At 71.6% G+C, this 24,031-nt stretch carries 22 protein-coding genes; 6 read left to right on the forward strand and 16 right to left on the reverse strand.

What is annotated here, in order from left to right:
- The first annotated feature begins 65 nt into the window (after positions 1-65).
- Both aroC and EJV46_RS02370 read left to right on the forward strand, forming a co-directional pair.
- The gene (gene aroC / locus EJV46_RS02365) at positions 66-1,172 is read left to right on the forward strand and encodes a chorismate synthase (protein ID WP_131546978.1); all 1,107 of its coding nucleotides are present in this window, start codon (positions 66-68) and stop codon (positions 1,170-1,172) included.
- Positions 1,173-1,316: 144 nt separating this feature from the next.
- Complete coding sequence (locus tag EJV46_RS02370) at positions 1,317-2,522, forward strand: hypothetical protein (RefSeq protein WP_165585288.1); 1,206 nt, start codon at positions 1,317-1,319, stop codon at positions 2,520-2,522.
- A 151-nt stretch (positions 2,523-2,673) separates the two neighbouring features.
- On the opposite strand, the gene EJV46_RS02375 is transcribed toward EJV46_RS02370, so the two are convergent.
- Positions 2,674-4,314 (reverse strand): ABC transporter substrate-binding protein, encoded by a 1,641-nt coding sequence (locus tag EJV46_RS02375; protein ID WP_131546980.1) that lies wholly within the window; start codon positions 4,312-4,314, stop codon positions 2,674-2,676.
- Positions 4,315-5,026: 712 nt separating this feature from the next.
- Here EJV46_RS02375 and EJV46_RS02380 point away from each other — a divergent pair.
- A complete protein-coding gene (locus EJV46_RS02380) occupies positions 5,027-5,905 on the forward strand; it encodes a LysM peptidoglycan-binding domain-containing protein (RefSeq protein WP_131546981.1) in 879 nt (292 codons plus the stop codon).
- On the opposite strand, the gene EJV46_RS02385 is transcribed toward EJV46_RS02380, so the two are convergent.
- Positions 5,906-6,295 (reverse strand): hypothetical protein, encoded by a 390-nt coding sequence (locus tag EJV46_RS02385; protein ID WP_131546982.1) that lies wholly within the window; start codon positions 6,293-6,295, stop codon positions 5,906-5,908.
- 49 nt (positions 6,296-6,344) lie between these two features.
- Here EJV46_RS02385 and EJV46_RS02390 point away from each other — a divergent pair, with 49 nt between their 5' ends.
- Both EJV46_RS02390 and EJV46_RS02395 read left to right on the forward strand, forming a co-directional pair.
- Positions 6,345-7,043 (forward strand): phosphatidylserine decarboxylase, encoded by a 699-nt coding sequence (locus EJV46_RS02390; RefSeq protein WP_131546983.1) that lies wholly within the window; start codon positions 6,345-6,347, stop codon positions 7,041-7,043.
- Complete coding sequence (locus EJV46_RS02395) at positions 7,040-7,906, forward strand: phosphatidylcholine/phosphatidylserine synthase (protein ID WP_131546984.1); 867 nt, start codon at positions 7,040-7,042, stop codon at positions 7,904-7,906. The genes EJV46_RS02390 and EJV46_RS02395 overlap by 4 nt, the downstream gene beginning before the upstream one ends.
- A gap of 40 nt (positions 7,907-7,946) precedes the next feature.
- Here EJV46_RS02395 and EJV46_RS02400 read toward each other — a convergent pair whose 3' ends face one another.
- The 6 genes from EJV46_RS02400 to EJV46_RS02425 all read right to left on the reverse strand — a co-directional run bounded on the left by EJV46_RS02400 (position 7,947) and on the right by EJV46_RS02425 (position 12,619).
- Complete coding sequence (locus tag EJV46_RS02400; protein WP_131546985.1) at positions 7,947-8,681, reverse strand: hypothetical protein; 735 nt, start codon at positions 8,679-8,681, stop codon at positions 7,947-7,949.
- On the reverse strand, positions 8,681-9,919 hold the full coding sequence (locus EJV46_RS02405; protein WP_131546986.1) for a CaiB/BaiF CoA-transferase family protein: 1,239 nt from the start codon (positions 9,917-9,919) through the stop codon (positions 8,681-8,683). Before EJV46_RS02405 ends, EJV46_RS02400 begins: the two co-directional genes overlap by 1 nt.
- Complete coding sequence (locus EJV46_RS02410) at positions 9,916-10,656, reverse strand: CoA-transferase (protein ID WP_131546987.1); 741 nt, start codon at positions 10,654-10,656, stop codon at positions 9,916-9,918. The genes EJV46_RS02405 and EJV46_RS02410 overlap by 4 nt, the downstream gene beginning before the upstream one ends.
- A complete protein-coding gene (locus EJV46_RS02415) occupies positions 10,653-11,474 on the reverse strand; it encodes a CoA transferase subunit A (protein ID WP_131546988.1) in 822 nt (273 codons plus the stop codon). The genes EJV46_RS02410 and EJV46_RS02415 overlap by 4 nt, the downstream gene beginning before the upstream one ends.
- Before the next feature lie 156 nt (positions 11,475-11,630).
- The gene (locus EJV46_RS02420; RefSeq protein WP_131546989.1) at positions 11,631-12,371 is read right to left on the reverse strand and encodes a hypothetical protein; all 741 of its coding nucleotides are present in this window, start codon (positions 12,369-12,371) and stop codon (positions 11,631-11,633) included.
- Between the two features lie 11 nt (positions 12,372-12,382).
- Positions 12,383-12,619 (reverse strand): hypothetical protein, encoded by a 237-nt coding sequence (locus EJV46_RS02425; protein WP_131546990.1) that lies wholly within the window; start codon positions 12,617-12,619, stop codon positions 12,383-12,385.
- Between the two features lie 76 nt (positions 12,620-12,695).
- Here EJV46_RS02425 and uvrB point away from each other — a divergent pair, with 76 nt between their 5' ends.
- Positions 12,696-14,885: an excinuclease ABC subunit UvrB gene (gene uvrB / locus EJV46_RS02430; protein WP_131546991.1), complete on the forward strand. Its 2,190-nt coding sequence runs from the start codon at positions 12,696-12,698 to the stop codon at positions 14,883-14,885.
- Positions 14,886-15,324: 439 nt separating this feature from the next.
- Here the strand turns inward: uvrB and EJV46_RS02435 are convergent, their stop codons facing one another.
- From EJV46_RS02435 to EJV46_RS02465, 8 genes are all read right to left on the reverse strand, one after another.
- A complete protein-coding gene (locus tag EJV46_RS02435; protein ID WP_131546992.1) occupies positions 15,325-15,996 on the reverse strand; it encodes a PRC-barrel domain-containing protein in 672 nt (223 codons plus the stop codon).
- A 220-nt stretch (positions 15,997-16,216) separates the two neighbouring features.
- The gene (locus EJV46_RS02440) at positions 16,217-16,579 is read right to left on the reverse strand and encodes a YqjD family protein (protein WP_131546993.1); all 363 of its coding nucleotides are present in this window, start codon (positions 16,577-16,579) and stop codon (positions 16,217-16,219) included.
- A 27-nt stretch (positions 16,580-16,606) separates the two neighbouring features.
- Complete coding sequence (locus EJV46_RS02445) at positions 16,607-17,092, reverse strand: Dps family protein (protein ID WP_131546994.1); 486 nt, start codon at positions 17,090-17,092, stop codon at positions 16,607-16,609.
- An 8-nt stretch (positions 17,093-17,100) separates the two neighbouring features.
- Positions 17,101-17,343 (reverse strand): YMGG-like glycine zipper-containing protein, encoded by a 243-nt coding sequence (locus tag EJV46_RS22635; RefSeq protein WP_165585289.1) that lies wholly within the window; start codon positions 17,341-17,343, stop codon positions 17,101-17,103.
- A gap of 86 nt (positions 17,344-17,429) precedes the next feature.
- Positions 17,430-20,126, reverse strand: a complete 2,697-nt coding sequence (locus EJV46_RS02450) for a PAS domain-containing protein (protein ID WP_165585290.1) — start codon at positions 20,124-20,126, stop codon at positions 17,430-17,432.
- Between the two features lie 130 nt (positions 20,127-20,256).
- Entirely contained in the window at positions 20,257-21,039 is a 783-nt protein-coding gene (locus EJV46_RS02455) for a TlyA family RNA methyltransferase (RefSeq protein ID WP_131546996.1), read from the reverse strand.
- 141 nt (positions 21,040-21,180) lie between these two features.
- A complete protein-coding gene (gene dxs, locus EJV46_RS02460) occupies positions 21,181-23,106 on the reverse strand; it encodes a 1-deoxy-D-xylulose-5-phosphate synthase (protein ID WP_131546997.1) in 1,926 nt (641 codons plus the stop codon).
- Entirely contained in the window at positions 23,106-24,026 is a 921-nt protein-coding gene (locus EJV46_RS02465; protein WP_240782365.1) for a polyprenyl synthetase family protein, read from the reverse strand. Before EJV46_RS02465 ends, dxs begins: the two co-directional genes overlap by 1 nt.
- Positions 24,027-24,031 lie beyond the last annotated feature (5 nt).

Below are 24,031 nucleotides of genomic sequence, written 5' to 3' on the forward strand. Positions count from 1 at the left end.
GCCGCGAGGCCGCGCCTGCGCCTTCCAGTGGCCGCGGCGCCCCGCCCGGGCTAGGAGGGCTCACCATGAGTCACAACAGCTTCGGCCATCTCTTCCGCGTCACCACCTGGGGCGAGAGCCACGGGCCCGCCATCGGCTGCGTCGTCGACGGCTGTCCGCCCGGGCTGGAGCTCGACGAGGCCTGGATCCAGCCCTTCCTGGACAAGCGGAAGCCCGGCACGTCCAAATTCGTGACGCAGCGGCAGGAGCCGGACCAGGTCCGCATCCTCTCCGGCGTCTTCGAGGGTCGCACGACCGGCACGCCGATCGCGCTGCTCATCGAGAACCAGGACCAGCGGTCCAAGGACTACGGCGAGATCGCGAAGAGCTTCCGTCCCGGCCATGCCGACATCGCCTATGAATGGAAATACGGCATCCGCGACTATCGCGGCGGGGGGCGGGCCTCGGCGCGCGAGACGGCGATGCGCGTGGCCGCCGGCGCCGTGGCGCGGCGCGTGCTGGGCGAGGGCGTGGTGATCCGCGGCGCGCTGGTGCAGATCGGCGCGGATGCGATCGACCGCGCGGCCTGGGACTGGGCCGAAGTGCGCGGCAACGAATTCTGGTGCCCCGACCCGGCCGCCGCGAGGCGCTGGGAGGAGCAGCTCTCCGGGGTGCGCAAATCCGGCAGTTCCGTCGGCGCTGTGATCGAAGTGCGGGCCGAGGGGGTTCCCGTGGGCCTCGGGGCTCCCATCTATGGCAAGCTCGACGCGGAGATCGCGGCCGGGCTCATGTCCATCAACGCGGTGAAGGGTGTCGAGATCGGCGACGGATTCGCCGCCGCCGCCCTCTCCGGCGAGGAGAACGCGGATGAGATGCGCATGCGCCAGGATGGGGCGGTGGAGTTCCTCGCCAACCACGCGGGCGGGATCCTCGGCGGGATCTCGACGGGCCAGCCCATCGTTGCCCGCTTCGCCGTGAAGCCGACCAGCTCGATCCTCACCCCCCGCCAGGCCGTGACCCAGGCCGGGGCGAACACCGACCTGCTGACAAAGGGCCGCCACGATCCCTGCGTCGGCATCCGCGCCGTGCCGGTGGGCGAGGCCATGCTGGCCTGCGTGCTGGCGGACCACCTGCTGCGCCACCGGGCGCAGAACCCCGGGGCGCCGGTCCTGGGGCGGCTCCCGCGCGAGTGAGCCGCCTCGCCGGCCGGCGCGCCGGCCGGCGGCGGACCGGACGAAGGATTTTGAGGCTCAGGAATATGAATCCTGATAGCATTTTCGTGCAAGACGGCGCGGTGTCGGCCGTGCTCGATGTCCCCGACACCCAGACGAGGGCTTATGCCGCCTGACGAATCGACCCCTGCCGATGTGAGCGCGCTGAAGGCCTTCGTGGCCCTGGCGGGCGGCGCCACATGGAGGAAGCGCGTGGCCGATCTCGGCGCGCGGGCGCAGCCGGGCTCGCTGGCCGGCCGCGCCGCCCAGCAGCGCCACATGCTGGAGTTGATCCTGGCCCGGCTGGACCGGCCGGAGATGATGGCCCGGGCTGGCCGCGCCGAGCGGCTGGTGCTGGGCTTCGCCCGTGAGCTCGCGGCGCTGGCCCGGGCGCTGCCCGATCCCGGGCGCAAGCGGGTCAAGGCCATGCTGGCCCAGGGCCTCGCCGGCGAGGCGAACCTGATCCCGCTCTTCCACCTCGTCCGCACCGCCTCGCTGCTCCGCGCCCGGGGCTTCGAGGTCCGCTTCGACGGGCTGCTCCACGGCACCGACCACGATCTTCTGATCGAGCGCGGCGGCGCGGCCACCGAGGTGGTTTGCGAGACCCTCTCCGCCGAGGAGGGGCGGCCGCTGCATCGCGGCCACTGGGCGATGCTGGTTGACCGGGTGAATCCGGAGCTGCAGACCTGGCTCGCCGCCCATCCCGGCCGCTACATCCTCAAGATGACCCTGCCCGAGGGCGTCTCGGACACGACGCAGCTCGCTGACCTGCATGCCCGGATCTCGACCATGCTGGCCGATGAGCGGCGGCAGGACACCAGCGCCGATGCCGTCATGAAGCTGGACCCGCTGGTGCTGGCCGGCGCCCAGGCCGCGAGCGACCCCCAGCGCGCTTTGCCGGCGCGCCTGCGGCAGGTCTTCGGGGTGGAGGCGCATCTCGCCGTCACGGCCGATCCGGCGAGCGGCAGCGTGCTGGTGATGGCGGCCCGGGCGGGGCGCGAGAACGCGATCTCCCAGGCGGTCGGCCGGCGGCTGGCCCTGACGGCCGGCGCGCGGCTCTCGGGAAAGCAGCCGGGCATCCTCTCGGTCTTCCTGGACGACCTGGAAGCCGCCGAATGGCACTCGCTGCGCGACACGCTGGAGCTGGAGGGCGCCGTACGGCGCTTCCTCACCGAGCCGGTGGCGCGCCGCGTCGTGGCGGTGACCTGCACCACGCGGCAGGAGTTCTTCGGGGCGGGCGCCTCGGTGCCGGAGGGCGAGCTCCGCTTCCGCAATCCGGGGCATCCGGCGGCGAAGCATGCGGGGCTGGAGCCCGCGATCAGCAGCAACTGACGGGCGGGCGCGGGCGGGAACCTGACCAGGCATCCGACCGCACGGCGGCCTGCGCCGCCCGGCCGACCTTTCGGCCAGGCGCCCCCGATCCGGCGAAGCCAGGGCCGCGGAGGCGGCCGCCCGGCGTCCGAGGGCAAGAAGACAGACTTGGCTACGCCAAAGTCGTCAGATCCTGGAACCAGTGCTGCGCCTGCGTATAGCCGCGCACGTTGCGGCCCGCCGCATGCGGGTTGGTGTCGTGCACCACGAAGACCAGCAGCGCCTCGTCGACCGCTTTCTGATGCACCTGGGCCATCAGCCGGTCCACCGCCGCCGGATCGAAGTTGCTCGTCGCCTCGTCGATCAGCCGGTCGATCTCGGCGTTGCGGTAATGGCTCCAGTTCACGCCGCGCGGCGAGATCTGGTTGGAGTGGAAGAAGCGGATCAGCGCGTAGAGCGGGTCGCTCGTCACATAGGCCACGTTGTTGGCGGTGATGTTCCCCGCGCGCGCGATCTCGCCGGCCGCGCCCTGGCGCCAGCAGGTGTAGGAGACCTCGAGCTCCACGACCTGGAACTCGATGTCGATGCCGACCTCGCGCCAGGCCGACTGGATATATTCGTTGATCGGCATCGAGAGCATCTGCCCCGATCCGCCGCTCGGCACCAGGAACTTCGTCTTCAGGGGATTGGCGCGCGAGAAGCCCGCCTCCTGCACCAGCCGCCGCGCGCGGTCCGGGTCATGGGTGATGCGGAAAGTGGGATGGCCGAACCAGGGCGAGGTTGGGTCCACGACACCCACCGCCGGCTTCGCCAACCCGTTCATCAGCGCCACGATCTCCTCGCGGTTGATGGCGAGGTTGGCCGTCTGGCGCAGCTTCAGGTCGCGCCAGGGCGAGCCCTCCACCAGGCTCAGATGGTAGTTCCAGACATGCGGCGTCACGTTCTCGATGATCCGCGCGCCCGAGGCGCGCAGCCGCGGCACGAGGTCGGGCGAGGGGGTCTCGATGAAGTCCACCTGCCCGGTGAGCAGCGCGTTGGTCCGCGTCGTCTCCTCCGGCGCCACGACCAGCACGATGCGGTCGGCCTTGGGCATGCGGGCGGGGTTCCAATAGCCCGTGTTCCTGACCAGCTCCGCGCGCTCGCGCGGGACGAGGCGGGCGAGGCGGAAGGGGCCGGTGCCCGAGGGCTCGCTCGCGAAGCGCTCCCAGCTGCGGCCGAGCTTCTCGTATTGCGCGGGCGAGGAGATCAGGAACCACAGCATCTGATAGGGGAAGATGCTGTCCACCGCGCGCGTCGTGACCTCGACGGTCATGGCGTCGATCTTGCGCCAGCTCGCCACGCTCGGCAGGCGGGGGCGGACCTGGGCGGCCTGGCGATTGTCGAAATGCGGCGCCTGCGGGTTCAGCACCTTCTCGAAGTTCCAGATCACCGCATCGGCGTCGAAGTCGCTGCCGTCGTGGAACTTCACGCCGGGGCGCAGCTTGAACACCCACTTCTTGCGGTCCGAGGCGTCGGCCTCCCATGCCGTGGCGAGGCCGGGGACGAGCTTGCCGGGACGGTCGGCGACATCCATCTCCCAGGCCACCAGCGGGTCGTAGATGGTGTAGCCGGTGAACTGGTAGGCGCCGGCGCCGCGGTCCGGCTGGCCGGTGGTCTGCGGGATATCGGCCATGGAGATGGCATAGCGGATCACGCGCTCGCCCGGCGATTGAGCGCTCGCCCCGCTGCCCGCCCAAGGCGCGGGCATGCCGGTGGCGCCGGTGGCCGTGGCGAGGGCCAGCAGGTCGCGGCGGGAGAGGGGCGATGAGGTCATTCGGGTCTCTTCCAGGGCTGGGATGCCTGCCGGCCTAGCAAGACGGGGGCCAGCCCGCCGGGCGCATGGCGCCCCAAAAACCGTGCCGTGGACCCCTCCGCGGCAAAAATGGCGCGAAGCCCCGGATTCCCTGGACGGAATCCCGCTGCGGCGTGGACGGCGGGCGCGCTTCCGCTTAGTTACGATCTGCGAGTCTGTGGGGATCAGCTTGGGCCGTTTGGGAATATTCGCGGTCGCGGGGCTTACGCTCGCGCTGGGCGCCTGGCTCGGCGGGGCCTTCCAGACCGCGCCCCATGATGATCTCTCCCGCCCCGCCGCGCCGTCCGCCCCCCGGCCGAACGCGGAAGCACTCCGGGCCGAAGCGCCCAGAACCGAAGCGCCCGGAACCGAAGCACCGGGAGCCGAAGCACCGGGAGCCGAAGCGCCGCGCCGCGCGGAGCCCGGCGTGACGGCGCCGACGCAGCCGCCCGCATCGCTCCCCGAGCGCCCCCCGGAGGCGGCGGCCCCGCGCTCCGAGGCCACGGCGCCGGCAAGCGCCGTCGCGGCCGCTCCGGAACCCGTCCCCCCGCGCCCGGAAGCTGCAGCCCTTCCGCCTCGTCCGGAGCCCGCCGCGCCGCCGGCCCAGACTGCCGCGCCCCAGACTGCGGCGCCCCAGACTGCGGCGCCCCGTCCCGAGCCGGCCCGCCCGCGCCAGGACCCGCCGCGCTTCGACGTGGCGCGGGTCGGTGCCCGTGGCGCCCTGGTCACCGCCGGCCGCGCCGCCCCGGGCGCCGAGGTCGTGCTGCTGGAGAACGGCCGCGAGATCGGCCGTGGCCGCGCCGATGCGCGCGGCGAATGGGTGATCCTGCCCGATTCCCCGCTGACGCCCGGCGCGCGCGAGCTGACGCTGACCGCGCGGCTCCCCGGCGGGGAGCCGCTGGCGGGGGAGGCCAGCGTGGTGCTCCTGGTCCCCGGCCCGCCGCCCGCCGTGCTGGCCGAGGCGCGGCCGCCGGCGCCCTCCGGCGCGTCGCCGGATGCCACGCCCGAGACCCGTCCCGCGGCCGCCGGGCCGCAGCCGTCGGCGGCGGTGGCGCTGCTCTTGCCGGCTCCCGGCGCGAGGGCGCCCGTCCTGGCGCTGCAGGCGCCGGCCACGGCCCGCCTTTCGATCGATCTCGTGGACTATGCCGGCACCTCCGGCATGCGCTTCGCGGGCGCGGCTCCGGCCGGGGCGTTGCTGCGCCTCTACATCGACGACGCGCCCTCGGGCGAGGTCTTCGCCGACGCCCAGGGCCGCTGGAGCCACTCCCCCCAGGCGCAGCCCGCCTACGGCCGCCACGTGCTCCGCGCCGACCAGATCGGCGCGCAGGGGCAGGTGCTCTCGCGCGTCGAGCAGCCCTTCCAGCGTGACCCGCCCCCGGCGGTCGCCAGTGCGGAGGAGGCGCCGACGCGGCACGTGGTCCAGCCCGGCCACAATCTCTGGCGCATCGCGCGCGGCACCTATGGCCAGGGCATCCGCTACACGGACATCTTCGCGGCCAATCGCGAGCAGATCCGCAATCCGCACCTGATCTATCCGGGGCAGATCTTCACCCTGCCGCAAGCGACGCCCTGATCAGGCCCCGGCCGCCTCCAGCCGGTCCAGATAGGGATCCATCGCCATCGCGAAGCGCACCATCTCGCCCAGCAAGGCCACCGCCGTGCCGCCCGCCGGGGCTTCCGCCTCCAGCGCCAGGCGATGGTCGGCTGTCAGCCGGAGCTGCCAGCCGTCCGGCAGATCGGGCGGCAGCGCGGCCACGGCGCGCAACGTTCCCGCGCGGTCGGCGTTGCGCTCCGCAGTGGAGGGGATGCGGCCGGCCATAGCGCGCAGCCGCAGGGCGCCTTCCACCATCAGGGCCTCGCAATGGCGTCCCCGCCAGGCGAAGCTCAAGGCGGGCCGAAGCCCGGGCGATCGGGGCGAGAGCGTACCGTCGCGGCCGACGGCAAAGGGACCGAGCGTGATCATGCGGACAGAAACTTGCCGCAGAAAGGTGAACAGAGGATAAATCCGCCGCATGTCCCTCGCGAACAGCCTGTCTCTCGTCCTCTCGCCGCCGCACCCGGCGGGGAAGCCCTTCATCTATGGCGGCGCCGCGGTCGCCGTCGTGGGCGGGCTCATCCTCGGCCCTTGGCTCTTCTGGATCGGCGTCGCCTTCACCCTCTTCTGCCTCTACTTCTTCCGAGACCCCAAGCGCGTGCCGCCGCAGGAGCGTGACCTCGTCATCGCCCCGGCCGACGGCAAGGTCGTCCTCGTCGGCCCCGCCATCCCGCCGGCCGAGCTCGAGATGGGCGACGCGCCGCGCTGGCGGGTGGCCATCTTCCTCTCCGTGCTCGACGTGCATGTGAACTATTCGCCCGTGCAGGGCCGCATCAGCCGCATCGCCTACCGCCACGGCACCTTCATCGATGCGAGCATGGAGAAGGCCTCCACCGAGAACGAGCGCAACGCGCTCCGCTTCGACCTGCCGGACGGCCGCCAGCTCGCCTGCGTGCAGATCGCGGGCCTCGTCGCCCGCCGCATCGTCTGCAGCGTGCGCGAGGGCGACCAGCTGCTGGCCGGCGACCGCTTCGGCATCATCCGCTTCGGCAGCCGCACCGACGTCTATCTGCCCGAGGGCGTGAAGCCCAAGGTGCTGGTGGGTCAGACCATGATCGGCGGCGAGACGGTCCTGGCCGATCTCGCGACCTCGCCGGTGGCGGCGGCCTTCGGATGACCCGGCCGAGCCTTCGCGGCCGGCTGCGCGGCCTCAGCGGGCCGCAGAGGCCGCGGTTCCGTGGGCCGTCCTTCAACCGGCTCATCCCGAACCTGATGACGATGGTGGGGCTGTGCTGCGGCCTGGTCGCCATCCGCTTCGGCATCGAGGGGCGCTTCCCGCAGGCGGCCTCCTTCATCGTGGTGGCCGCCGTGATCGACGGGCTGGACGGACGCATCGCCCGCCTGCTCAAGGGCACCTCGCGCTTCGGCGCCGAGTTCGACAGCCTGTCCGACTTCCTCTGCTTCGGCGTGGCGCCGGGGCTGATCCTCTACCTCTGGACGCTGCAGCATGCGGGGCCGCTCGGCTTCATCCCCTGCGTGATGTTCGCGGTGTGCAGCTCGCTGCGGCTGGCGCGCTTCAACGCGGCCAGCATCGCCGAGCCCGGCGTGATCCCGCCGCCCAAGCCGGCCTATGCCTACAACTTCTTCACGGGGGTGCCCGCGCCGGCCGGCGCGGGGCTCGCGCTCTTCCCGCTCTTCGCCTCGCTCGCCTTCGCGGAATGGGAGTGGGACGGCTTCGCGAACGCCATCCGCTATCCGCTCTTCAGCGCGATCGTGCTCTTCGTGGTGGGCGGGCTCATGGTCAGCACGCTGCCCTCCTGGTCCTTCAAGAACTTCAAGGTGCCGGCGCAGATGGTCCTGCCGCTGCTGCTCGGCACCGGCGCCTTCATCGCCTTCCTGGTGACCGAGCCCTGGGCGGCGCTCGCGCTCGGCGGCGCGATGTACATGGGGATGCTGGTGCTTTCCGTCCGCTCCTACGCGCGGCTGAAGGCGGAGGCCGAGGCGCTGCGGGTCTCGGAGGCCGCTCCCGCTCAGGAGTGACAGGTCGGCCGCAAGCCGTTCCGTCCCGGGGCGGGCGGTATCAGGGCCTCAGCATCAGCCCGATCGGCACCATCTCCGGAATCACCCGGGTTACGAAGAGCCGCAGCGTGCCGCGCGCGGCCGAAAGCGCCTCGGCCGGCGGCTCCGGCGGCGCCGCGAGACAGGGCCGCAGCCCATCCGCCTCGACTGAGGCGGCGGCGAGCACGGCCTCGCGGAGCGCGGCGATGCGGCCGGTCGCGATCATCGGGGAGAGGGCGGCGCAGAGCGGCGTCGGCAGCGCCGGCCAATGCGCGAGATGGAGGTAGAGCGTCGGGATCACGCCGGCCTCGTGCCCATGCAGCGCGCCGAGGGCGCGGACGGCGCGGGCCGTCGCCGCTGGCAACTCTTCCAGCTTCGGCAGGGGCACGGATGCCGGCAGCATTTCCGGCGGCGGGGCCTCGGGCGCGGTGGAATGGCCCTGCTTCCCGCGCAGCAGCGCCGTCAGCAGGATCAGGTTGCCGAGATTGCCGCGATTGTAGAGGGCGGCCAGCCGCGCCGCCTCCTCGCCGACCGGCAGGCTGGGCACGGCAAGGGCGGCGCGCACCCGCTCGCGCGCGCCGGCCAGCAGCGGCAGGGTAGGGCGCACGGAATTCCAGGCCCAGGGCAGCACCCCGTCCAGCGTCGCGAAATGGCGCCAGATGAGGTTCACCAGCGGCAGGCCGCAGGCCTCGCGCAGCTGGGCGTAGATCGCCGCGACCTCGGGTGGCGCATCCGCCTCCCGGACCTCGGCGAGCATTACTTCCGCCGCTTCTCGACCAGCACGCCGGCCTCGGCGAGGCGCGCGATCTCCTCCTCCGAGAAGCCGTGCTTCGCCAGCACCTCGTTGGTGTGCTGCGCGAATTGCGGCGGGGCCGTGCGCGTGCCGCCGGGCGTGCGGCTGAGCTTGATGGGGGTTCCGAGGCCGACGAAGCCGTCCTTCTCGGTGACCATGTTTCGATGCGCCGTGTGCGGGGCGGACATCGCCTGATCCACGCCGAGCACGGGACCGGCGGGCAGGCCCGCCGCCAGCATGCGCTGGCACAGATCGATGCCGTCCTCGCCGGCGAAGCGGGTATTGAGGATCTCGGTCAGCGCCGCCTTGTTGATCACACGCTGGCCGTTGGTGGCGAAGCGCGGATCGGTGCCGAGCGCGTCGAGTCCCAGGAACTTGCAGAATTTCCGGAAGGTCGGGTCATTGCCGCAGCCGACGAAGATCTCGCAGGTCTTCGTGGTGAACTTGGCATAGGGCGCCAGGTTCGGGTGCGGATTGCCCGTGGCCACGGGCCGCTTGCCGTTCAGGAAGAAGTTGGCCGCATGCGGGTGCAGCAGGGCCATGCCGCAATCATGCAGCGTCATGTCGCAGTATTGGCCCTTGCCCGACTTCTCGCGCTCCACCACGGCCATGAGGATGGCGATGGTGCTGAACAGGCCGGTCGCGATGTCCACGATCGGCGTGCCGAGGCGCGTCGGCCCGGAATTCTCCGTGCCGTTGATCGACATGAGGCCGACCATCGCCTGCAGGATGGCGTCGTAGCCCGGGAAGCCGCCCAGCGGCCCCGTCGCGCCGAAGCCGGAGACGCGGCAATGGATCAGCCGGGGGAAGCGCTGGGCCAGCACCTCCTCATAGCCGAGGCCCCACTTTTCCATGCTGCCCGGCTTGAAGTTCTCGATCAGCACGTCCGCGCCCTCGAGCAGGCGCAGCAGCACCTCGCGCCCCTGCGGCTGCGACAGGTCGAGCCCCACCGACTTCTTGTTGCGGTTCACGCCGACGAAGTAGGAGGCGTCGCCATGGCCGTCGAAGGGCGGGCCCCAGTCGCGCACCTCGTCGCCCTGCGGCGGCTCCAGCTTGATGACGTCGGCGCCATGGTCGCTGAGGACCATGGTGCAGTAGGGCCCCCCGAGCACGCGGGTGAGGTCCACCACGCGCAGCCCCGAGAGGGCGCCGGGACCGCTGGCGAGGGCGCGGCCCCCGGCCATCGGAAGGGCGTCGTTCATGCCGCAAGCTTCCTGTCGAACACCCGAGAGCAGAACTCGGGATAGGTTTCCATCATCTCGTCACACACCGAACCGCGCAGCAGCGCAAGTTCTTCCTCGGTCGGAGCCGGCGTTTGCGGCACCTCGCCATCGACGTCGAAGGCGAAGCCCGTCATCTCGCGCACGCCCTCCACCGTTTCGCCCGGATGCACGGAGGCCAGCGAGAAGCGGCCGCGATCGGGGTGGAAGGCGAAGACGCAGCGGCCCGTCACCAGGGCCTGCGCATGGCCGCGGCGATAGACGCCCGGCTCGCTGATGCCCGGGGCCGAGATATGCGCGACCTTGTCCACCAGCACGCGCGGGCTGTGCTCCTCGCGGAAGAGGATCGTGCGGCCGGTCATGAAGTACATGAAGGCCGAGCCGAAGCTGCCGGGGAAGCGCACCTCGCGGCCGGGCCATTCGCCCGTGCCGATGAGGTTGAGGTTGGCCTGCCCGTCGATCTGGCCGCCGCCCAGGAAGAAGAGGTCCACCCGGCCCTGGCCGGTGAGGTCGAAGAGCTCGCGCGTGCCCTCGGTGAAGGGGTTGCCGGTGCGCTTGTGGAGCAGCGAGAGCCGCACCGGCTCGCCCTGCTTCACCGCGAGCCAGCAGGCCGCGGCCGGGACGGGGGAGGCGGCGCCGACGGCGATGTGGCGCGTCGGCACGGCGCGGATCAGCTTCGCCAGCGTGACGGCCAACAATTCTTCCGGACGGTAGCTCATTCGGCGGCGACCGCCCGCGCCTCGAAGACATGCTCCGCGCACCATTCGGCGAAGCCGGCCTCGGTCTTCCCCGCGCGCGCATAGGCGGCAACATAGGCAGCGTCGAAGCCGTAGTCGTCGAGCAGCGCCGCCGGGCGCGCCCCGCGTTCGGCGACGGCGAAGGCGCTGATATAGGTCGCGTTGATCGTGCCGGGGGCGAGGCGCTCGTCCTCCAGGAAATTGCCCTCGACCACGCGCTCCACCGTCACCAGCGCGCGCCTGCTGGCATGCGCGATGGTGCCGCATTCGCGCCGGCGGCCGACATAGACGTTGCCATGACTGTCGGCCATCACGCCGTGGAAGACGGCGATATCAGGATGCAGCGCCGGCAGGACGACGATCTTCTCGCCGCTGTCGAAGGGGCTCTGGATGACCTTCCAGTCGGGTCGGTTCGCCAGGATGTCGCTGCCGATGATCCCGCGCAGCGGCATGAAGGGAACGCCCTTCTCGGCGGCCTGGAGCATGGTGTGGATGGCGGGGCAGGTGGCATCGGTGATGGAGAGCTTCCCCGCCTTCAGCGCCGCCGTGAAGCGCGGGGCGAAGCCGGCCTCGCCGAGGCTCACCGCGCTGGTCTGCACCGCGGCCACGCAGCCCGCGCCGATCAGGATGTCCGTCGCGAAGCCCGAGACCGGCACGCCCACCAGCCGCAGGTCACGCGCGCCCCGGCGGATGAGGGCCTTGGCCAGCGCCACGGAAGGCAGGGAATTGTCCGGCGGCAGGGCGATGAGCGCGCCGTCGGGCACGCTCGCGGCCATGGCTTCCAGGTCGATCGGGGTCATCTTGCGTTCCTTCCCCGCCGAAACTACGCGGAACCGGCACGCGAGGCGAGGGGGAAGCGCGGACGATCCTGCGAGGCCCCGGCGGCTCATGCACGAGGGCGTCCCAAGCGCCGGCGCCCGCCCCATCGGATGCGCGGCCCGCGCGATGTCGCCCCCTCAGAGCGGCGTGGTCGGCCCGGCTTTCGGCCCCTGCTTGCCATCGTCCGGCGGCGTGGGCGCGGCCGGCCGCTGGGTGGGCGGCGCCGCCTTGTCCGCCGGCAGATCCATCCGCGGCGGCCCGGCGGGGGCGGCGGGCGCCGGCGACGGGGCGGGGGGCTCGACGGGCGGCCGCAGCGGCTCCTCCGGCGGAGGCGCCAGGGCCGGCGGCTCCGCGGGCGGCGGCGGCCGGATGGGCTGGGCCTCGCCGGGCGTGATCGCCATCATGCGCAGGCAGCCCATGAAGGCGCCCATCACGGCATTGGTGCCGGTCAGGCTCAGGTTCCAGGGCGCGTCCGGCCCGGCCGGGAATTCGATGCGCATGAGCCTGCCCAGCCGGAAGGCCGGCTCGAAGGCCTCCAGCGCGAGCGGCCAGCTCATCTCGCGCCCCGCGCCCGTGGCGTCGGCGGCGACGACGCGCCGGTTGTCGATCACGATCCGCACCGGCCGCGCGGAGGAGGCGCGCAGGTTCCAGCCCGGACGGGAGAGCCGCAGGATCGGTCGCTCCTGGCCCACCAGATGCTGCAGCAGGAGGTGGCGCCCGGTGCCGGGGTCGCGCGTCTCCAGTCCGCAGGTGGGCACGCCGCCCTCGGTCGTGCCGCCGAAGGCGGACCAGCCATTGGCCTGGGCGACGATCCGGGTCTGGGCCGCGGCGGGCGCCGCCAGGCCGGCGACGAGGAGCAGAGTGGCGATGTGTCGCATGGCGCGGCTCCTCAGAAGGGCTCGGCCTTGTGCCGGAGCAGGCGGGCATAGCCGGCCTTCTCGCGGTCCTGGCCGGTGACGGCGTCCGCCAGCGCGTCGAGCCAGCCCGCGAACCAGGCCTTCCCCCAGTCGCCGGTCTGGGCCATCGGATTCTCGAGCACCGAGGCGCCGTCCTTGAACGCCTGGCGACCCGCCGCATAGGCGTCGTCGCTGACGAAGAGGTCGTCGGGATCCACATCTTCGGGCATGGGCTTCAGCATAGGGCCGGAACGCAGGATCGCCCACCCGGCTGCATGCGGCGGCCTCCATGCCTATATTGCCGCCATGAACCTGCTCGCCATGCCCATGCTGTTCCAGCCCATCCGGCAGCCCATGCCGCCGGCCGGCAAGCCGCTCACGGTCGTCAGCCCGTTCCAGCCCAACGGCGACCAGCCGCGCGCCATCGAGGAGCTGATCCGCGGCGTGAACGGCGCCGAGCGGGACCAGGTGCTGCTGGGCGTCACGGGGTCCGGCAAGACCTTCACGATGGCGAAGGTGATCGAGGCGGTGCAGCGGCCCACACTTATCCTGGCGCCCAACAAGACCCTGGCCGCGCAGCTCTACGGCGAGATGAAGAGCTTCTTCCCGGACAACGCGGTCGAGTATTTCGTCTCCTACTACGACTACTACCAGCCCGAGGCCTATGTCCCGCGCACCGACACCTACATAGAAAAAGACAGTCAGATCAACGAGCAGATCGACCGGATGCGGCACTCCGCCACGCAGTCGCTGCTCGAGCGGCGGGACGTGGTGATCGTGGCCTCGGTCTCCTGCATCTACGGCATCGGCTCGGTCGAGACCTATTCGAACATGGTCGTGAAGCTGGAGACCGGCGGCTCCATCCTGCGGGACGCGCTGCTCAAGGGCCTCGTCGAGCAGCAGTACCGCCGCAACGACGCCGCCTTCCAGCGCGGCACCTTCCGGGTGCGCGGCGAGAACCTGGACGTCTGGCCCGCCCATCTGGAGGACCGTGCCTGGCGCATCAGCCTCTTCGGCGACGAGGTGGAATCGCTGCGCGAATTCGATCCGCTGACGGGCGAGATCACCGGCGAGTTCGACAAGATCTCGATCTACGCCAACAGCCACTACGTGACGCCGCGGCCCACGCTCCAGCAGGCCATCGGCCGCATCAAGGTCGAGCTGAAGGAGCGCCTGGCGGAGCTGGAGGCGGAGGGCAAGCTGCTGGAGGCCCAGCGGCTCGACCAGCGCACCACCTTCGACATCGAGATGATGGAGACCACCGGCTCCTGCAAAGGCATCGAGAACTATTCCCGCTACCTCTCCGGCCGGAATCCGGGAGACCCGCCGCCGACCCTCTTCGAATACCTGCCCGAGGGCGCGCTGCTGGTCGTCGACGAGAGCCACGTCACCGTGCCGCAGATCGGCGGCATGTACCGGGGCGACTATGCCCGCAAGATCATCCTCAGCGATTTCGGCTTCCGGCTGCCGAGTTGCACCGACAACCGGCCGCTGAAGTTCGAGGAGTGGGAGAGCTTCCGCCCCCAGACCGTCTTCGTCAGCGCCACGCCCGGGTCCTGGGAGATGGAGCGCACCCAGGGCGTCTTCGCCGAGCAGGTCATCCGCCCGACCGGTCTCGTGGATCCGGTCTGTGACATCCGCCCCGTCGAGGGCCAGGTGGACGACCTGCTCGCCGAGGTGAAGGCCGTCGCGGCCAAGGGCTTCCGGTCCCTCGTCACCGTGCTCACCAAGCGCATGGCCGAGCAGCTGACGGAATACCTCACCGAGATGGGCGTGAAGGTCCGCTACCTGCACAGCGACATCGACACGCTGGAGCGCATCGAGATCATCCGCGACCTGCGGCGCGGCGTCTTCGACGTGCTGGTGGGCATCAACCTGTTGCGCGAGGGGCTCGACATCCCCGAATGCGGGCTCGTCGCCATCCTGGACGCGGACAAGGAGGGGTTCCTGCGCTCCACCACCTCGCTGATCCAGACCATCGGCCGCGCGGCCCGCAACGCCGAGGGCCGGGTGATCCTCTACGCGGACCGCATGACCGACAGCATGAAGCGCGCGTTGGAGGAGACGGAGCGCCGCCGCGCCAAGCAGATCGCCTACAACACCGAGCACGGCATCACGCCCACGACCATCCGCCGCGAGATCGCCGACGTGCTGCGCGACGTCAGCCAGGGCGACTACGTGACCGTCGAGGCGGTGGAGGGCGATGCCGAGGCGCAGTTCGTCGGCAAGGATCTCCGCCAGGCGATCGCCGAGATGGAGAAGAAGATGCGCGCCGCGGCCGCCGACCTGGAATTCGAGACGGCCGCCCGCTACCGCGACGAGATCAAGCGGCTGGAGGCGCTGGAGCTGGGGATTCCGGGGGAGGCGGCGCTCTCGCCCAACCAGGCGGGCCGATCCCTGCGCGAGGCGGTGCCGAAGAAGGAATGGAAGCCCAAACCCCTGGGCCCTGGAGGTGGCGGCTACGATCCGAAGAAGATGAAGCGCGGCCGCAAATAAGTCACTGGCGACTTAACCAAGGTTACTGCGACTGGGTGTTCCTGCGGATAAGGTCCAGTAGTTCCGCGGGCACGGACTCCTGGGCCACGTCGCCAAAGGAGGCGCGCAGGCTGCCGCTGAGCCAGCAATCGAACCCGGTTTCCGCGGGCGGACTCCGGCGTGGCCGCGGCGACCATTGGGATGCGGTCGGCATGCGCTTCTCGTCTCCAGACTCTTCAGGACCGTCGCTCATGGCAGACAGCTGATCTCCCCGGAGCGGCAAGGGTTCCGGCAAAATGCATTCCTGAACATTATTGTCGCGTGGCAAAGCATATTGTCACAACGCAAGCGGGGCCGAAGGGTTTCGCGGGTGAAATAGCATGTCAATCCTGCGGATGCGGCAAGGGCGGCGCGGGATATGAATCCCGCGCCGCCCCGGTTTCCGGAAACGACAGTTCGATCAGCCGCGGCGGAGCGAGTTGTAGTCGAACGGCGCCCGCGACTGCAGAGCCTCCTTCGACGCGCCCGGCATCACGATCCGGCTGTTCTCGGAGTTCCAGCGCAGGTCGTTCAGCGGCACGGAGACCAGACGGCCGCCCATGCCGAGGAAGCCGCCGACCTGGATGATGGCCATCGGCGCCTGGGCCGCACCCGAAGGCGTCGCCAGGATCACGTCATCGACCTCGCCCACGCGCTCGTTGCGCTCGTTGTAGACGTTGCCGCCGATGATCTGGCTGAGACGCGGGCGCTCCGTCACGACCGAGCCCGAGGTCACGGCCATCGTGGTCGCGCTCGTGGAGGGCGTGGTGGAGGCGGTGGAGGGCGCCGTCGTGGTGGAACGCTCGGCGGCGCGATCCGTCATCGAGCCGGGCCGGTTGGTGCCCGTGCCGTTGGGGGTCGTCGCCTGGCCGGTGACGCGCTCGGCGGCGCGGCCCGCCGCGGTGCCGGGCGGATTGCCGGGGGCGCCGTCCGGCACGGTCGGATTGCCCGTCGCACGGTCGATCGCACGGCCGGTCATGGTGCTCGGCGGATTGCCGGGCGTGCCGTCGGCCTGGGCGAAGGCCAGCATCGGAGCGACGACCAGGCCGGCGGCCAGCGTCATGGGAAGCAGGTTGGCGTGAAGGCTCTTCATGGTGTTTTCCCTCTCTCAGGATGACGCCGGTTGAACGATCGAACCGGTGTAAAGTTTCTGGCGAGGCTGATGAAAAACGGCGGATTTCCGCCGTTTCCTGCAGCAGCAAAAGGGGCGGGATTGCTCCCGCCCCGTCCCCGATCCGAAAAGGGCTCCGCCGCCGGGCTGCCGCCGCCCCGCATCCCCGAGGGATCAGGGGGCGGGCCAGGCTCCCCTTGCTTCAGCGCCGCATGAGGCTCGCGACCACGAAGCCGGCCAGTGCAGCCACGCCGAGCGCGATCAGCGGCCTGTCGTGCACTGCATCCGAGGCCCGGTCGGCCTGATGCCGCACCGTCTCCGTCGCCGATTTGCCGAAGGCGCTCGCGCGATCCGCCACGGCCGAGACGGCCGGGGTGACGCGGTCGTTCATCAGCGCCTCGACCTTCTCGCGCAGCTGCACGATCTCGGCCTTGGCATCGGCCACGAAGCGCGAGGCGTCGTCCTTCGCGTTGTGGGCGAGCTCGCGGGCATTGCCGGCGAGGCGGGTGGCCTCTCCCTTCGCATCGTTGGCCAGGTTGCGGGCGTTGTCAAAGGTCTGGGACATCATGTGCTCCTTGATGAAGAGGGAGAATCAGCCGAGGTGGCTGCGCAGCAGCCAGGCGGCCTTTTCATGAACCTCGATGCGCGCCACGAGCATGTCGTTCGTGGCCTGGTCGCCGGCGTCGTCCGCCTCCTCGGCCAACTCGCTCGCGCGCGCCGCCAGGGTGGCGTTGTCCTCGGCCAGCATGCGCGCGGCATCGACCGTGGAGACCAGGCCGTCCGGCGCCTCCTCCAGCTTGGCCAGCTGCAGCATGGCGTTCAGGCCGCCGGGGGCCGGGACGTCCAGCGCGCGCACGCGCTCGGCCAGCTCGTCGATCGCCTCGAAGAGCTCGCCGTACTGCGCCTCGGTCAGCTTGTGCAGGCCGTAGAAGTTCGGCCCCTTCGCGTTCCAGTGGCAGGCCTGCGTCTTGGCCAGCAGGACGTAGGTGTCGGCGAGGAAGCCGTTGAGGGAGGCTCCGACGCCCGCCTCCGCCTTGTTGGAGGCGGGGCCCTTCTTCGTCTTGATGTCGCTCGGCATGTCGGAACTCAGCGCCAGGCCGGCCGGCCGAGATTGACCGAGTTGGGCGAGGTCAGGCCGCCCACGGCGCCGCCGGCCACGGCGCCGGCCGCCGCGCCCGCGAGGGGGTTGCCCGCCATGGCGCCGATCGCCGCGCCGCCCGCGCCACCGATCAGGGCGCCCGAGCCCACGCGGTCGCCCGTGCTGTAGCCGCAGGCCGAAAGGCTGCCGAGCAGGAGCACGGCGCCGGCTATTCTGGAAGTCGTTCCCATGATCGCGTCTCCATTGGGTTCTGGTGGATTCAGAACGATGGAACCTCGCCCGCGTTGCATGGCCTTTTGTGGCGCCGTCGCGCAGCTCATTCCTCGCGCGGCGCCGCGAGCGCCTCGGCGAGGGCCTCGCGCAGGCCGCGCGGCGTGACGGGGCGGCCCTTCAGCCCCTGCGGCGAGAGGTGCAGCACCACGCCCGCGCGGTCGCGCAGCGTCTCGGCGAGCTGCCGCACGGGCCGCCCTCCCAGCTTCCCGGCCAGCACGACCACGTCCACGCGCCCGGCCTGGCCCGCGAGGAACATCGCCTCGGCCGCCGAGCGCGCCGGCCCCAGCACGTCGCAGCCGCCCTCGCGCAGCGTCGCGGCGATCGACAGGGCCAGGACCGGATCGTCCTCCACCAGCAGCACGCGCCGCCCCGCGAGCGGGCCCTCGGCCAGCCCGGGGGATTCGGACTCCCGGGCGAGCGCCTCGGCGCCGATGACGAGAATGCAGGTCAGGCCCTCCGGCTCCCAGAGGCGGCGGACGTCGCCGGCCAGCTGCGTGCGCATATTGGCGTCCACGAGCATGGAGCCGAAGCCGATGCGCTCCGGGGGCCCAGCGATCGGCGGCCCGCCGCGCTCGACCCAGCGCAGCTCCGCGCCGTCCTCCGTCCGCGCCCAGCTCAGCGCGACGTGCCCGCCCGTCCCGGAGAGGGCGCCGTGGCGCTGGGCGTTGCTGACCAGCTCGTTCAGCGTCAGCGCCAGCGGCTGCGCCGCCTGCGCGGTCAGCCGCACCGATGGGCCGCCGGCTTCCACGCGGCCCGGATGCGCGGCAAGTTCGCGCACGACGATCTCGCCGAGGTCGGCGCCCAGCCAGTTCTCGCGCGAGAGCACGTCGTGCGCGCGGCTCATCGCGCCGATGCGGCCCTCCAGCTCGTCGACCAGGGCGGGCACGTCGTCCGGCGCGTCGGCGGCGGAGAGGCGCAGCAGGCCCCGCACCACGCTGAGCGCGTTCTGGGCGCGATGGTCCACCTCCTGCGAGAGCTTCCGGGCCGAGTCCTCCATGCGGCGGCGCGCGGTGATGTCGACGACGGCGCCGCTGACGGCGGCCACCGCGCCCTTGCGGTCGCGGACGGGGTGGTAGCTGCAGAGCCAGCAGCGCTCCTCCCCCTCCGTCTCCGCGCAGAATTCCAGGTCCTCGACGGGCTCGCCGGTCTCGACCAGGCGGCGCAGGCGGGCGTCCAGCTCGGTCGCGAAATGCGGTGCGATCTCGTCCAGGCGGCGGCCGATATGGTCCGCGAGCGGGGCGCCATGCGCCCGGGCCAGCCGCTCGTTCACGTCGAGGAAGCGCAGCTCGCGGTCGAGCAGGCAGAGGCCCACGGGCGCATGGGCATAGACGGCGCGCAGCCGCGCATCGGCCGCGTCGGCCAGGGCCTCGGCCTGGCGCAGCTCGCGAACGTCCAGGCCGAAGAGCGCCCAGGCCACCTCGCCCTCGGCCGAGACCGCCGGCGCGCCCTTGAGCAGGCAGCGGTGGCCGCCCTGCAGCCGCATCTCCTGCAGCAGCGGCGCGCCCCCGGGATCCGCCAGGGCCGCGCGCCACGCGGCCTCGACGGCCGGACGGTCCTGCGGCGAGACGGCGGCGAGCCAGCCGTCGCCGCGGCTCTCCCCAAGGCCGAGGCCCGTCACCTCGCGCCAATGGGCATTGGCCCATTCCACGCGGCCCTCGCGATCGGCGGCCAGCACCAGCAGCGGCGCGGCCTCCATGCGGGCCTGCCAGCGGGCCTCGGCGCGCTGGCGCGTCTCGACCGCTTCCGCCATCCCGTCGAAGGCGGAGGCGAGCCGCTGGAAGTCCCGGCCACCTCCGATGCGGCCGACGCGGGCGCTCCAGTCCTGCCGGGACCAGCGCCGGCCGGCGCTGAGCAGCGCCTGCACCGGCCCCTCGGCCGACACGTGGAAGGTGAGCAGCGCCAGCAGGAAGCTCAGCAGCAGGGCGCCCACGATCATGAGGGCCACGCGGCGGTCGGCCAGCAGCGTGGCGCCCGGATGCTCGTGGAGCCCCACGGCCAGGAAGAGCCCGCCCGTGCCGCCGTCGGGCGGGATATAGGCGAGCTGTCGGAGCCCATTCTCGCCGGTCACGGCCTCCACGCCGGCCGCGGCCGCGCCGAGGAAGCGATGGGCGAGGCCCGGCAGAGCCCGGCCCACCCGCGTCTCCGCGTCGTGCGAGCTGGCGAGGACGATGCCGTTCCGGTCCGCGATGGTGGCCGTGCTATCCGGGGGCAGGCCGAGGGAGCGCAGGTCGCCGCCCAGCCAGTCCAGCGAGAGCGTCAGGACGACGGCGCCGGTCGGGCGATCCGCGCCGTCCCGCATCGGCGCGGCGAGGGCGAGCGAGCCGGCGGCCGGCGGCGTGCCGGCCTGATAGGCGCCCAGCTGGAAGGCATCGGCACGCAGGAGGTTCTGGAGGCCGGGCTCGCGGGGCGGGTCGGCGCGGGAGGAGCAGGCGGGGCGTCCCTCCGCATCCGAGAGGTCGACGGCGAGGTAGCGCGGATTGGCTTCGAGCACCCGGCGCAGGAAGGCGGCGCAGCCGTCGCCCTGGAGCGGCTGCGCCGCGGCGATCGCGCTGATCAGCTGCCGCGCGGCACCGACGGTCGCGGCCTGACGGGCCGCGACGCGCTGCAGGAGCTGCGAGGCCTGATCCGCCAGCCGGACCGCGCGTTCCGTCCTGGCGTCGTGCTCCATCTGCACGAGAACGAAACCGGCGGGGACGAGGGCCAGGAGAAGCCCCAGGAAAGCTCGTAGGGCGAGGGGCACGATGCGCGGCTCTCGCGCGACCTCGTTGTCGCGAAGGGGTTGCGATCCCGAGGCATTCCCCGGATCTGGTCTGCCCTCTCCAACGATGCCGGGGCCTCGCGGTTTCGCCATTCGCGGGAATCGAGAGGCGTCAGAGGCCGGGATCGCGCTCCGCCGCGATCAGGAACTCGCGATTGCCCTCCGGGCCGAGGATGGGGCTCGCCTCAACGCCCAGCACGCGCCAGCCGGGCAGGGCGGCCCACCAGGCCGAGATCTCGCCGCAGACGCGCTCGTGGACGGCGGCGTCGCGCACCACGCCGCCCTTGGCGATGGCCGGCCCGACCTCGAATTGCGGCTTGATCAGCGCCACGGCCCAGGCGCCGGGGCGGCAGAGGGCGAGCGACGCCGGCAGGACGACGCGCAGGCCGATGAAGCTGGCGTCGCAGACCAGCACGCCGAGGGGAGCGGCCTCGCCCTCCTCGCCGGCGCCCGGGCGCGGCGGCAGGGCCGTCAGATGGCGGGCATTGACGCGCTCCATCACGGTCACGCGCGGGTCGTTGCGCAGCTTCCAGGCGAGCTGGCCGTGGCCGACATCGACGGCGTAGACATGCGCGGCGCCCTGCGTGAGCAGCACGTCAGTGAAGCCGCCGGTGGAGGAGCCCAGGTCCATGCAGACCCGCCCCTCCGGCGAGAGGCCGAAATGCGCCAGCCCGTGCGCCAGCTTCACGCCGCCGCGCGAGACCCAGGGGTGATCCTGCCCGCGCAGCTCGATGGCGCGGTCGGGCGCGATGACCTCGCCCGGCTTGTTGATGCGCTGCTCGCCCGAATAGACGAGGCCGGCCATGATGAAGGCCTGGGCGCGGGTGCGGGATTCCGCGAGGCCGCGCTCGACCAGCGCGACGTCCGCGCGGATGCCCTTTTTTCCTGCAGCCATCCTCGAGCCCTCACTTGAGGGGGCTTTGCCCCCTCAAACTCCCCCAGCAGGGCTTTATGCCCTGCACCCTCCAACTATTGGGTTCCAAGGGCCCCTCGGCCTTTGGTGGGGAGGGTTTGGGAGGGGCAAAGCCCCTCCCAACTACGCCGTGGCGGGAACCGCCAGCGCCGCCTTGCCCAGCGCCGCCAGCGCCGTCTCGACGATCTGCGGCGCGTTCAGCCGCGCGAGGTCGTACTGCTTCTTCGGCGCCTCGTGGTCGATCCAGATGTCGGGCAGCGTCATCGGGCGAAGCTTCAGCCCGTGGTCCAGCAACCCCTGCGTGGCGAGATGGTGCATCACCAGCCCACCAAAGCCGTTCACGCTGCCTTCCTCGATGGTGATGAGCACCTCGTGATGGCGGGCCAGCTGCTCCACCAGCGCCGTGTCGAGCGGCTTGGCGAAGCGGGCGTCGGCGACGGTCGTGGAGAGACCGAAGGTCGCCAGCTCGTCGGCGGCCTTGAGGCATTCCTGTAGCCGCGCGCCATAGGAGAGGATCGCAACCTTGCTGCCTTCGCGCAGCACGCGGCCCTTGCCGATGGGCAGCACCGTGCCGCGGGCCGGCAGCGCCTCGACGCCCAGGCCCTCGCCGCGCGGATAGCGCACGCCCGAGGGGCCGTCGTCGATCGTCGCCATGGTGGCGACCATGTGGGCGAGCTCGATCTCGTCGGCCGCGGCCATCAGCGTGAAGCCGGGCAGGCAGCCGAGGTAGGCGATATCGAAGCTGCCGGCATGCGTCGCGCCGTCGGCGCCGACCAGGCCCGCGCGGTCCATGCCGAAGCGGACCGGCAGCGACTGCAGCGCCACGTCATGCACGACCTGGTCGTAGCCGCGCTGCAGGAAGGTCGAGTAGATGGCGCAGAAGGGCTTCATGCCCTCGGTCGCCATGCCGGCGGCGAAGGTCACGGCATGCTGCTCGGCGATGCCCACGTCGAAGCAGCGCTTCGGGAACTTCTTCGCGAAGAGGTCCAGCCCCGTGCCCGAGGGCATGGCCGCGTTCACTGCCACGATGCGCGCGTCGGCCTCGGCCTCGGCAATCAGCGACTGGGCGAAGACCTTGGTGTAGCTCGGCGGGCCCGGCGGCGGCTTCTGCTGCTCGCCGGTCACCACGTTGAACTTCACCACGCCGTGATACTTGTCGGCGCTGGCCTCGGCGGGCGCATAGCCCTTGCCCTTCTGCGTCACAGCATGGAGCAGGAAGGGGCCCTGGTGCCCGGAATCGCGCAGGTTGCGCAGCACCGGCAGCAGGTGGTCGAGGTTGTGCCCGTCCACCGGGCCCACGTAGTAGAAGCCCATCTCCTCGAAGAGGGTGCCACCGGTCAGCAGGCCGCGCGCATATTCGTCGGCGCGCTTGGCCGCGCGCTCGATCGGCCCCGGGAAATTCTTGGCCATCCTCGCCATGAACTCGCGCACCGAGAGGAAGGGGCGCGAGGAGATGGTGCGGCTCAGATAGGCCGACATGGCGCCCACGGGCGGCGCGATCGACATGTCGTTGTCGTTCAGGATGACGATGAGGTTGGCCTTGCCGGCCCCCGCATTGTTCATCGCCTCATAGGCCATGCCGGCGGACATGGAGCCGTCCCCGATGACGGCGATCACGTGCCGGTCGTCGCCCTGCAGCTCGCTCGCCACCGCCATGCCGAGGCCGGCCGAGATCGAGGTCGAGGAATGGGCCGCGCCGAAGGGGTCGTATTCGCTCTCGCTGCGCTTGGTGAAGCCGGAGAGCCCGCCGCCCTGGCGCAGGGTGCGGATGCGGTCACGGCGGCCGGTCAGGATCTTGTGCGGATAGGCCTGGTGGCCGACGTCCCAGATCAGCCGGTCCTTGGGCGTGTCGAAGACCGCGTGGACGGCGACGGTCAGTTCCACGACGCCGAGCGAGGCGCCAAGATGGCCGCCCGTGACGGAGACGGCGCCGATGGTCTCGGCGCGGACCTCGTCGGCCAGCTGCTTGAGCTGGTCGTTGGACAGGTTCCGCATGTCCGAGGGGAAGCGGACCCGGTCGAGCAGGGGCGTTACGGGGCGGTCTTGCATCAGTTCCTCCGCTCGATCACGAAATCGGCCAGGGCGCGCAACAAGGAGGCTTTCTCGCCGAAGACCTCGAGATGGTCCCGGGCCTGGGCCACGAGTCGTTCCGCCTGGAGTCTGGCACGTTCGACGCCCAGAAGCCCGACCAGAGTGGCCTTTCCGGCACCGGCGTCCTTGGCGGTGGCCTTGCCCATCGCCTCGGCGGAGGCGGTGGCGTCCAGCAGGTCGTCGGCGATCTGGAAGGCGGCGCCGAGATTGCGGCCGTAGCTCTCCAGCGCGTGGCGCTGCGAGGGGGCGGCCTTGCCCAGCACGGCGCCGGCCTCGGCCGAGAATTCGATCAGCTTGCCCGTCTTGAGCAGCTGGAGCCGGCCGATGGCCGATTCCTCCAGCGGGGCCGCCGCCTGCTCGGCCATCATGTCGAGCATCTGGCCGCCGCACATGCCGCGCGGGCCGGCCGCATGGGCGAGCATGCGCACCAGCTCGATCCGCACCTGCGGGTCGGGGTGGGTCGCCTCCTCGGCGAGGACCGTGAAGGCCTGGCTCTGCAGCGCGTCGCCGGCGAGGATCGCGGTCGCCTCGTCGAAGGCCTTGTGGTTGGTGGGCTTGCCGCGCCGCAGGTCGTCATTGTCCATGGCCGGAAGGTCGTCATGGACGAGGCTGTAGGCGTGGATCATCTCGATCGCCGAGGCCACGCGCAGCGCCGAGGTGCGCGAGACGCCGAACTGCCTCGCCCCCTCCAGCACCAGGAAGCCGCGCAGCCGCTTGCCCCCGCCGATGGTCGAGTAGCGCATCGAATCGAACAGCCGCGCCTCGTCGCCCTCGGCGATGGGGAGCAGCTGATCCAGCGCCGCGTCGATGTCCTGGGCGGCCTGCGTCATCGCGGCCGAGAGGGAGGCGGCGGAATTCCCGCCCGTCACCATGTCCATACCTG

Source organism: Roseococcus sp. SYP-B2431 (genome assembly GCF_004336745.1).
Taxonomy (GTDB): Bacteria; Pseudomonadota; Alphaproteobacteria; order Acetobacterales; family Acetobacteraceae; genus Roseococcus.

Bases quoted from the DNA above. Each gene is read 5' to 3' on its own strand.
- aroC (WP_131546978.1), top strand. From the start codon at position 66: ATGAGTCACAACAGCTTCGGCCATCTCTTCCGCGTCACCACCTGGGGC.
- EJV46_RS02370 (WP_165585288.1), top strand. From the start codon at position 1,317: ATGCCGCCTGACGAATCGACCCCTGCCGATGTGAGCGCGCTGAAGGCC.
- EJV46_RS02375 (WP_131546980.1), bottom strand. From the start codon at position 4,314: ATGACCTCATCGCCCCTCTCCCGCCGCGACCTGCTGGCCCTCGCCACG.
- EJV46_RS02385 (WP_131546982.1), bottom strand. From the start codon at position 6,295: ATGATCACGCTCGGTCCCTTTGCCGTCGGCCGCGACGGTACGCTCTCG.
- EJV46_RS02390 (WP_131546983.1), top strand. From the start codon at position 6,345: ATGTCCCTCGCGAACAGCCTGTCTCTCGTCCTCTCGCCGCCGCACCCG.
- EJV46_RS02395 (WP_131546984.1), top strand. From the start codon at position 7,040: ATGACCCGGCCGAGCCTTCGCGGCCGGCTGCGCGGCCTCAGCGGGCCG.
- EJV46_RS02400 (WP_131546985.1), bottom strand. From the start codon at position 8,681: ATGCTCGCCGAGGTCCGGGAGGCGGATGCGCCACCCGAGGTCGCGGCG.
- EJV46_RS02405 (WP_131546986.1), bottom strand. From the start codon at position 9,919: ATGAACGACGCCCTTCCGATGGCCGGGGGCCGCGCCCTCGCCAGCGGT.
- EJV46_RS02410 (WP_131546987.1), bottom strand. From the start codon at position 10,656: ATGAGCTACCGTCCGGAAGAATTGTTGGCCGTCACGCTGGCGAAGCTG.
- EJV46_RS02415 (WP_131546988.1), bottom strand. From the start codon at position 11,474: ATGACCCCGATCGACCTGGAAGCCATGGCCGCGAGCGTGCCCGACGGC.
- EJV46_RS02420 (WP_131546989.1), bottom strand. From the start codon at position 12,371: ATGCGACACATCGCCACTCTGCTCCTCGTCGCCGGCCTGGCGGCGCCC.
- EJV46_RS02425 (WP_131546990.1), bottom strand. From the start codon at position 12,619: ATGCCCGAAGATGTGGATCCCGACGACCTCTTCGTCAGCGACGACGCC.
- uvrB (WP_131546991.1), top strand. From the start codon at position 12,696: ATGAACCTGCTCGCCATGCCCATGCTGTTCCAGCCCATCCGGCAGCCC.
- EJV46_RS02435 (WP_131546992.1), bottom strand. From the start codon at position 15,996: ATGAAGAGCCTTCACGCCAACCTGCTTCCCATGACGCTGGCCGCCGGC.
- EJV46_RS02440 (WP_131546993.1), bottom strand. From the start codon at position 16,579: ATGTCCCAGACCTTTGACAACGCCCGCAACCTGGCCAACGATGCGAAG.
- EJV46_RS02445 (WP_131546994.1), bottom strand. From the start codon at position 17,092: ATGCCGAGCGACATCAAGACGAAGAAGGGCCCCGCCTCCAACAAGGCG.
- EJV46_RS22635 (WP_165585289.1), bottom strand. From the start codon at position 17,343: ATGGGAACGACTTCCAGAATAGCCGGCGCCGTGCTCCTGCTCGGCAGC.
- EJV46_RS02455 (WP_131546996.1), bottom strand. From the start codon at position 21,039: ATGGCTGCAGGAAAAAAGGGCATCCGCGCGGACGTCGCGCTGGTCGAG.
- dxs (WP_131546997.1), bottom strand. From the start codon at position 23,106: ATGCAAGACCGCCCCGTAACGCCCCTGCTCGACCGGGTCCGCTTCCCC.
- EJV46_RS02465 (WP_240782365.1), bottom strand. From the start codon at position 24,026: ATGGACATGGTGACGGGCGGGAATTCCGCCGCCTCCCTCTCGGCCGCG.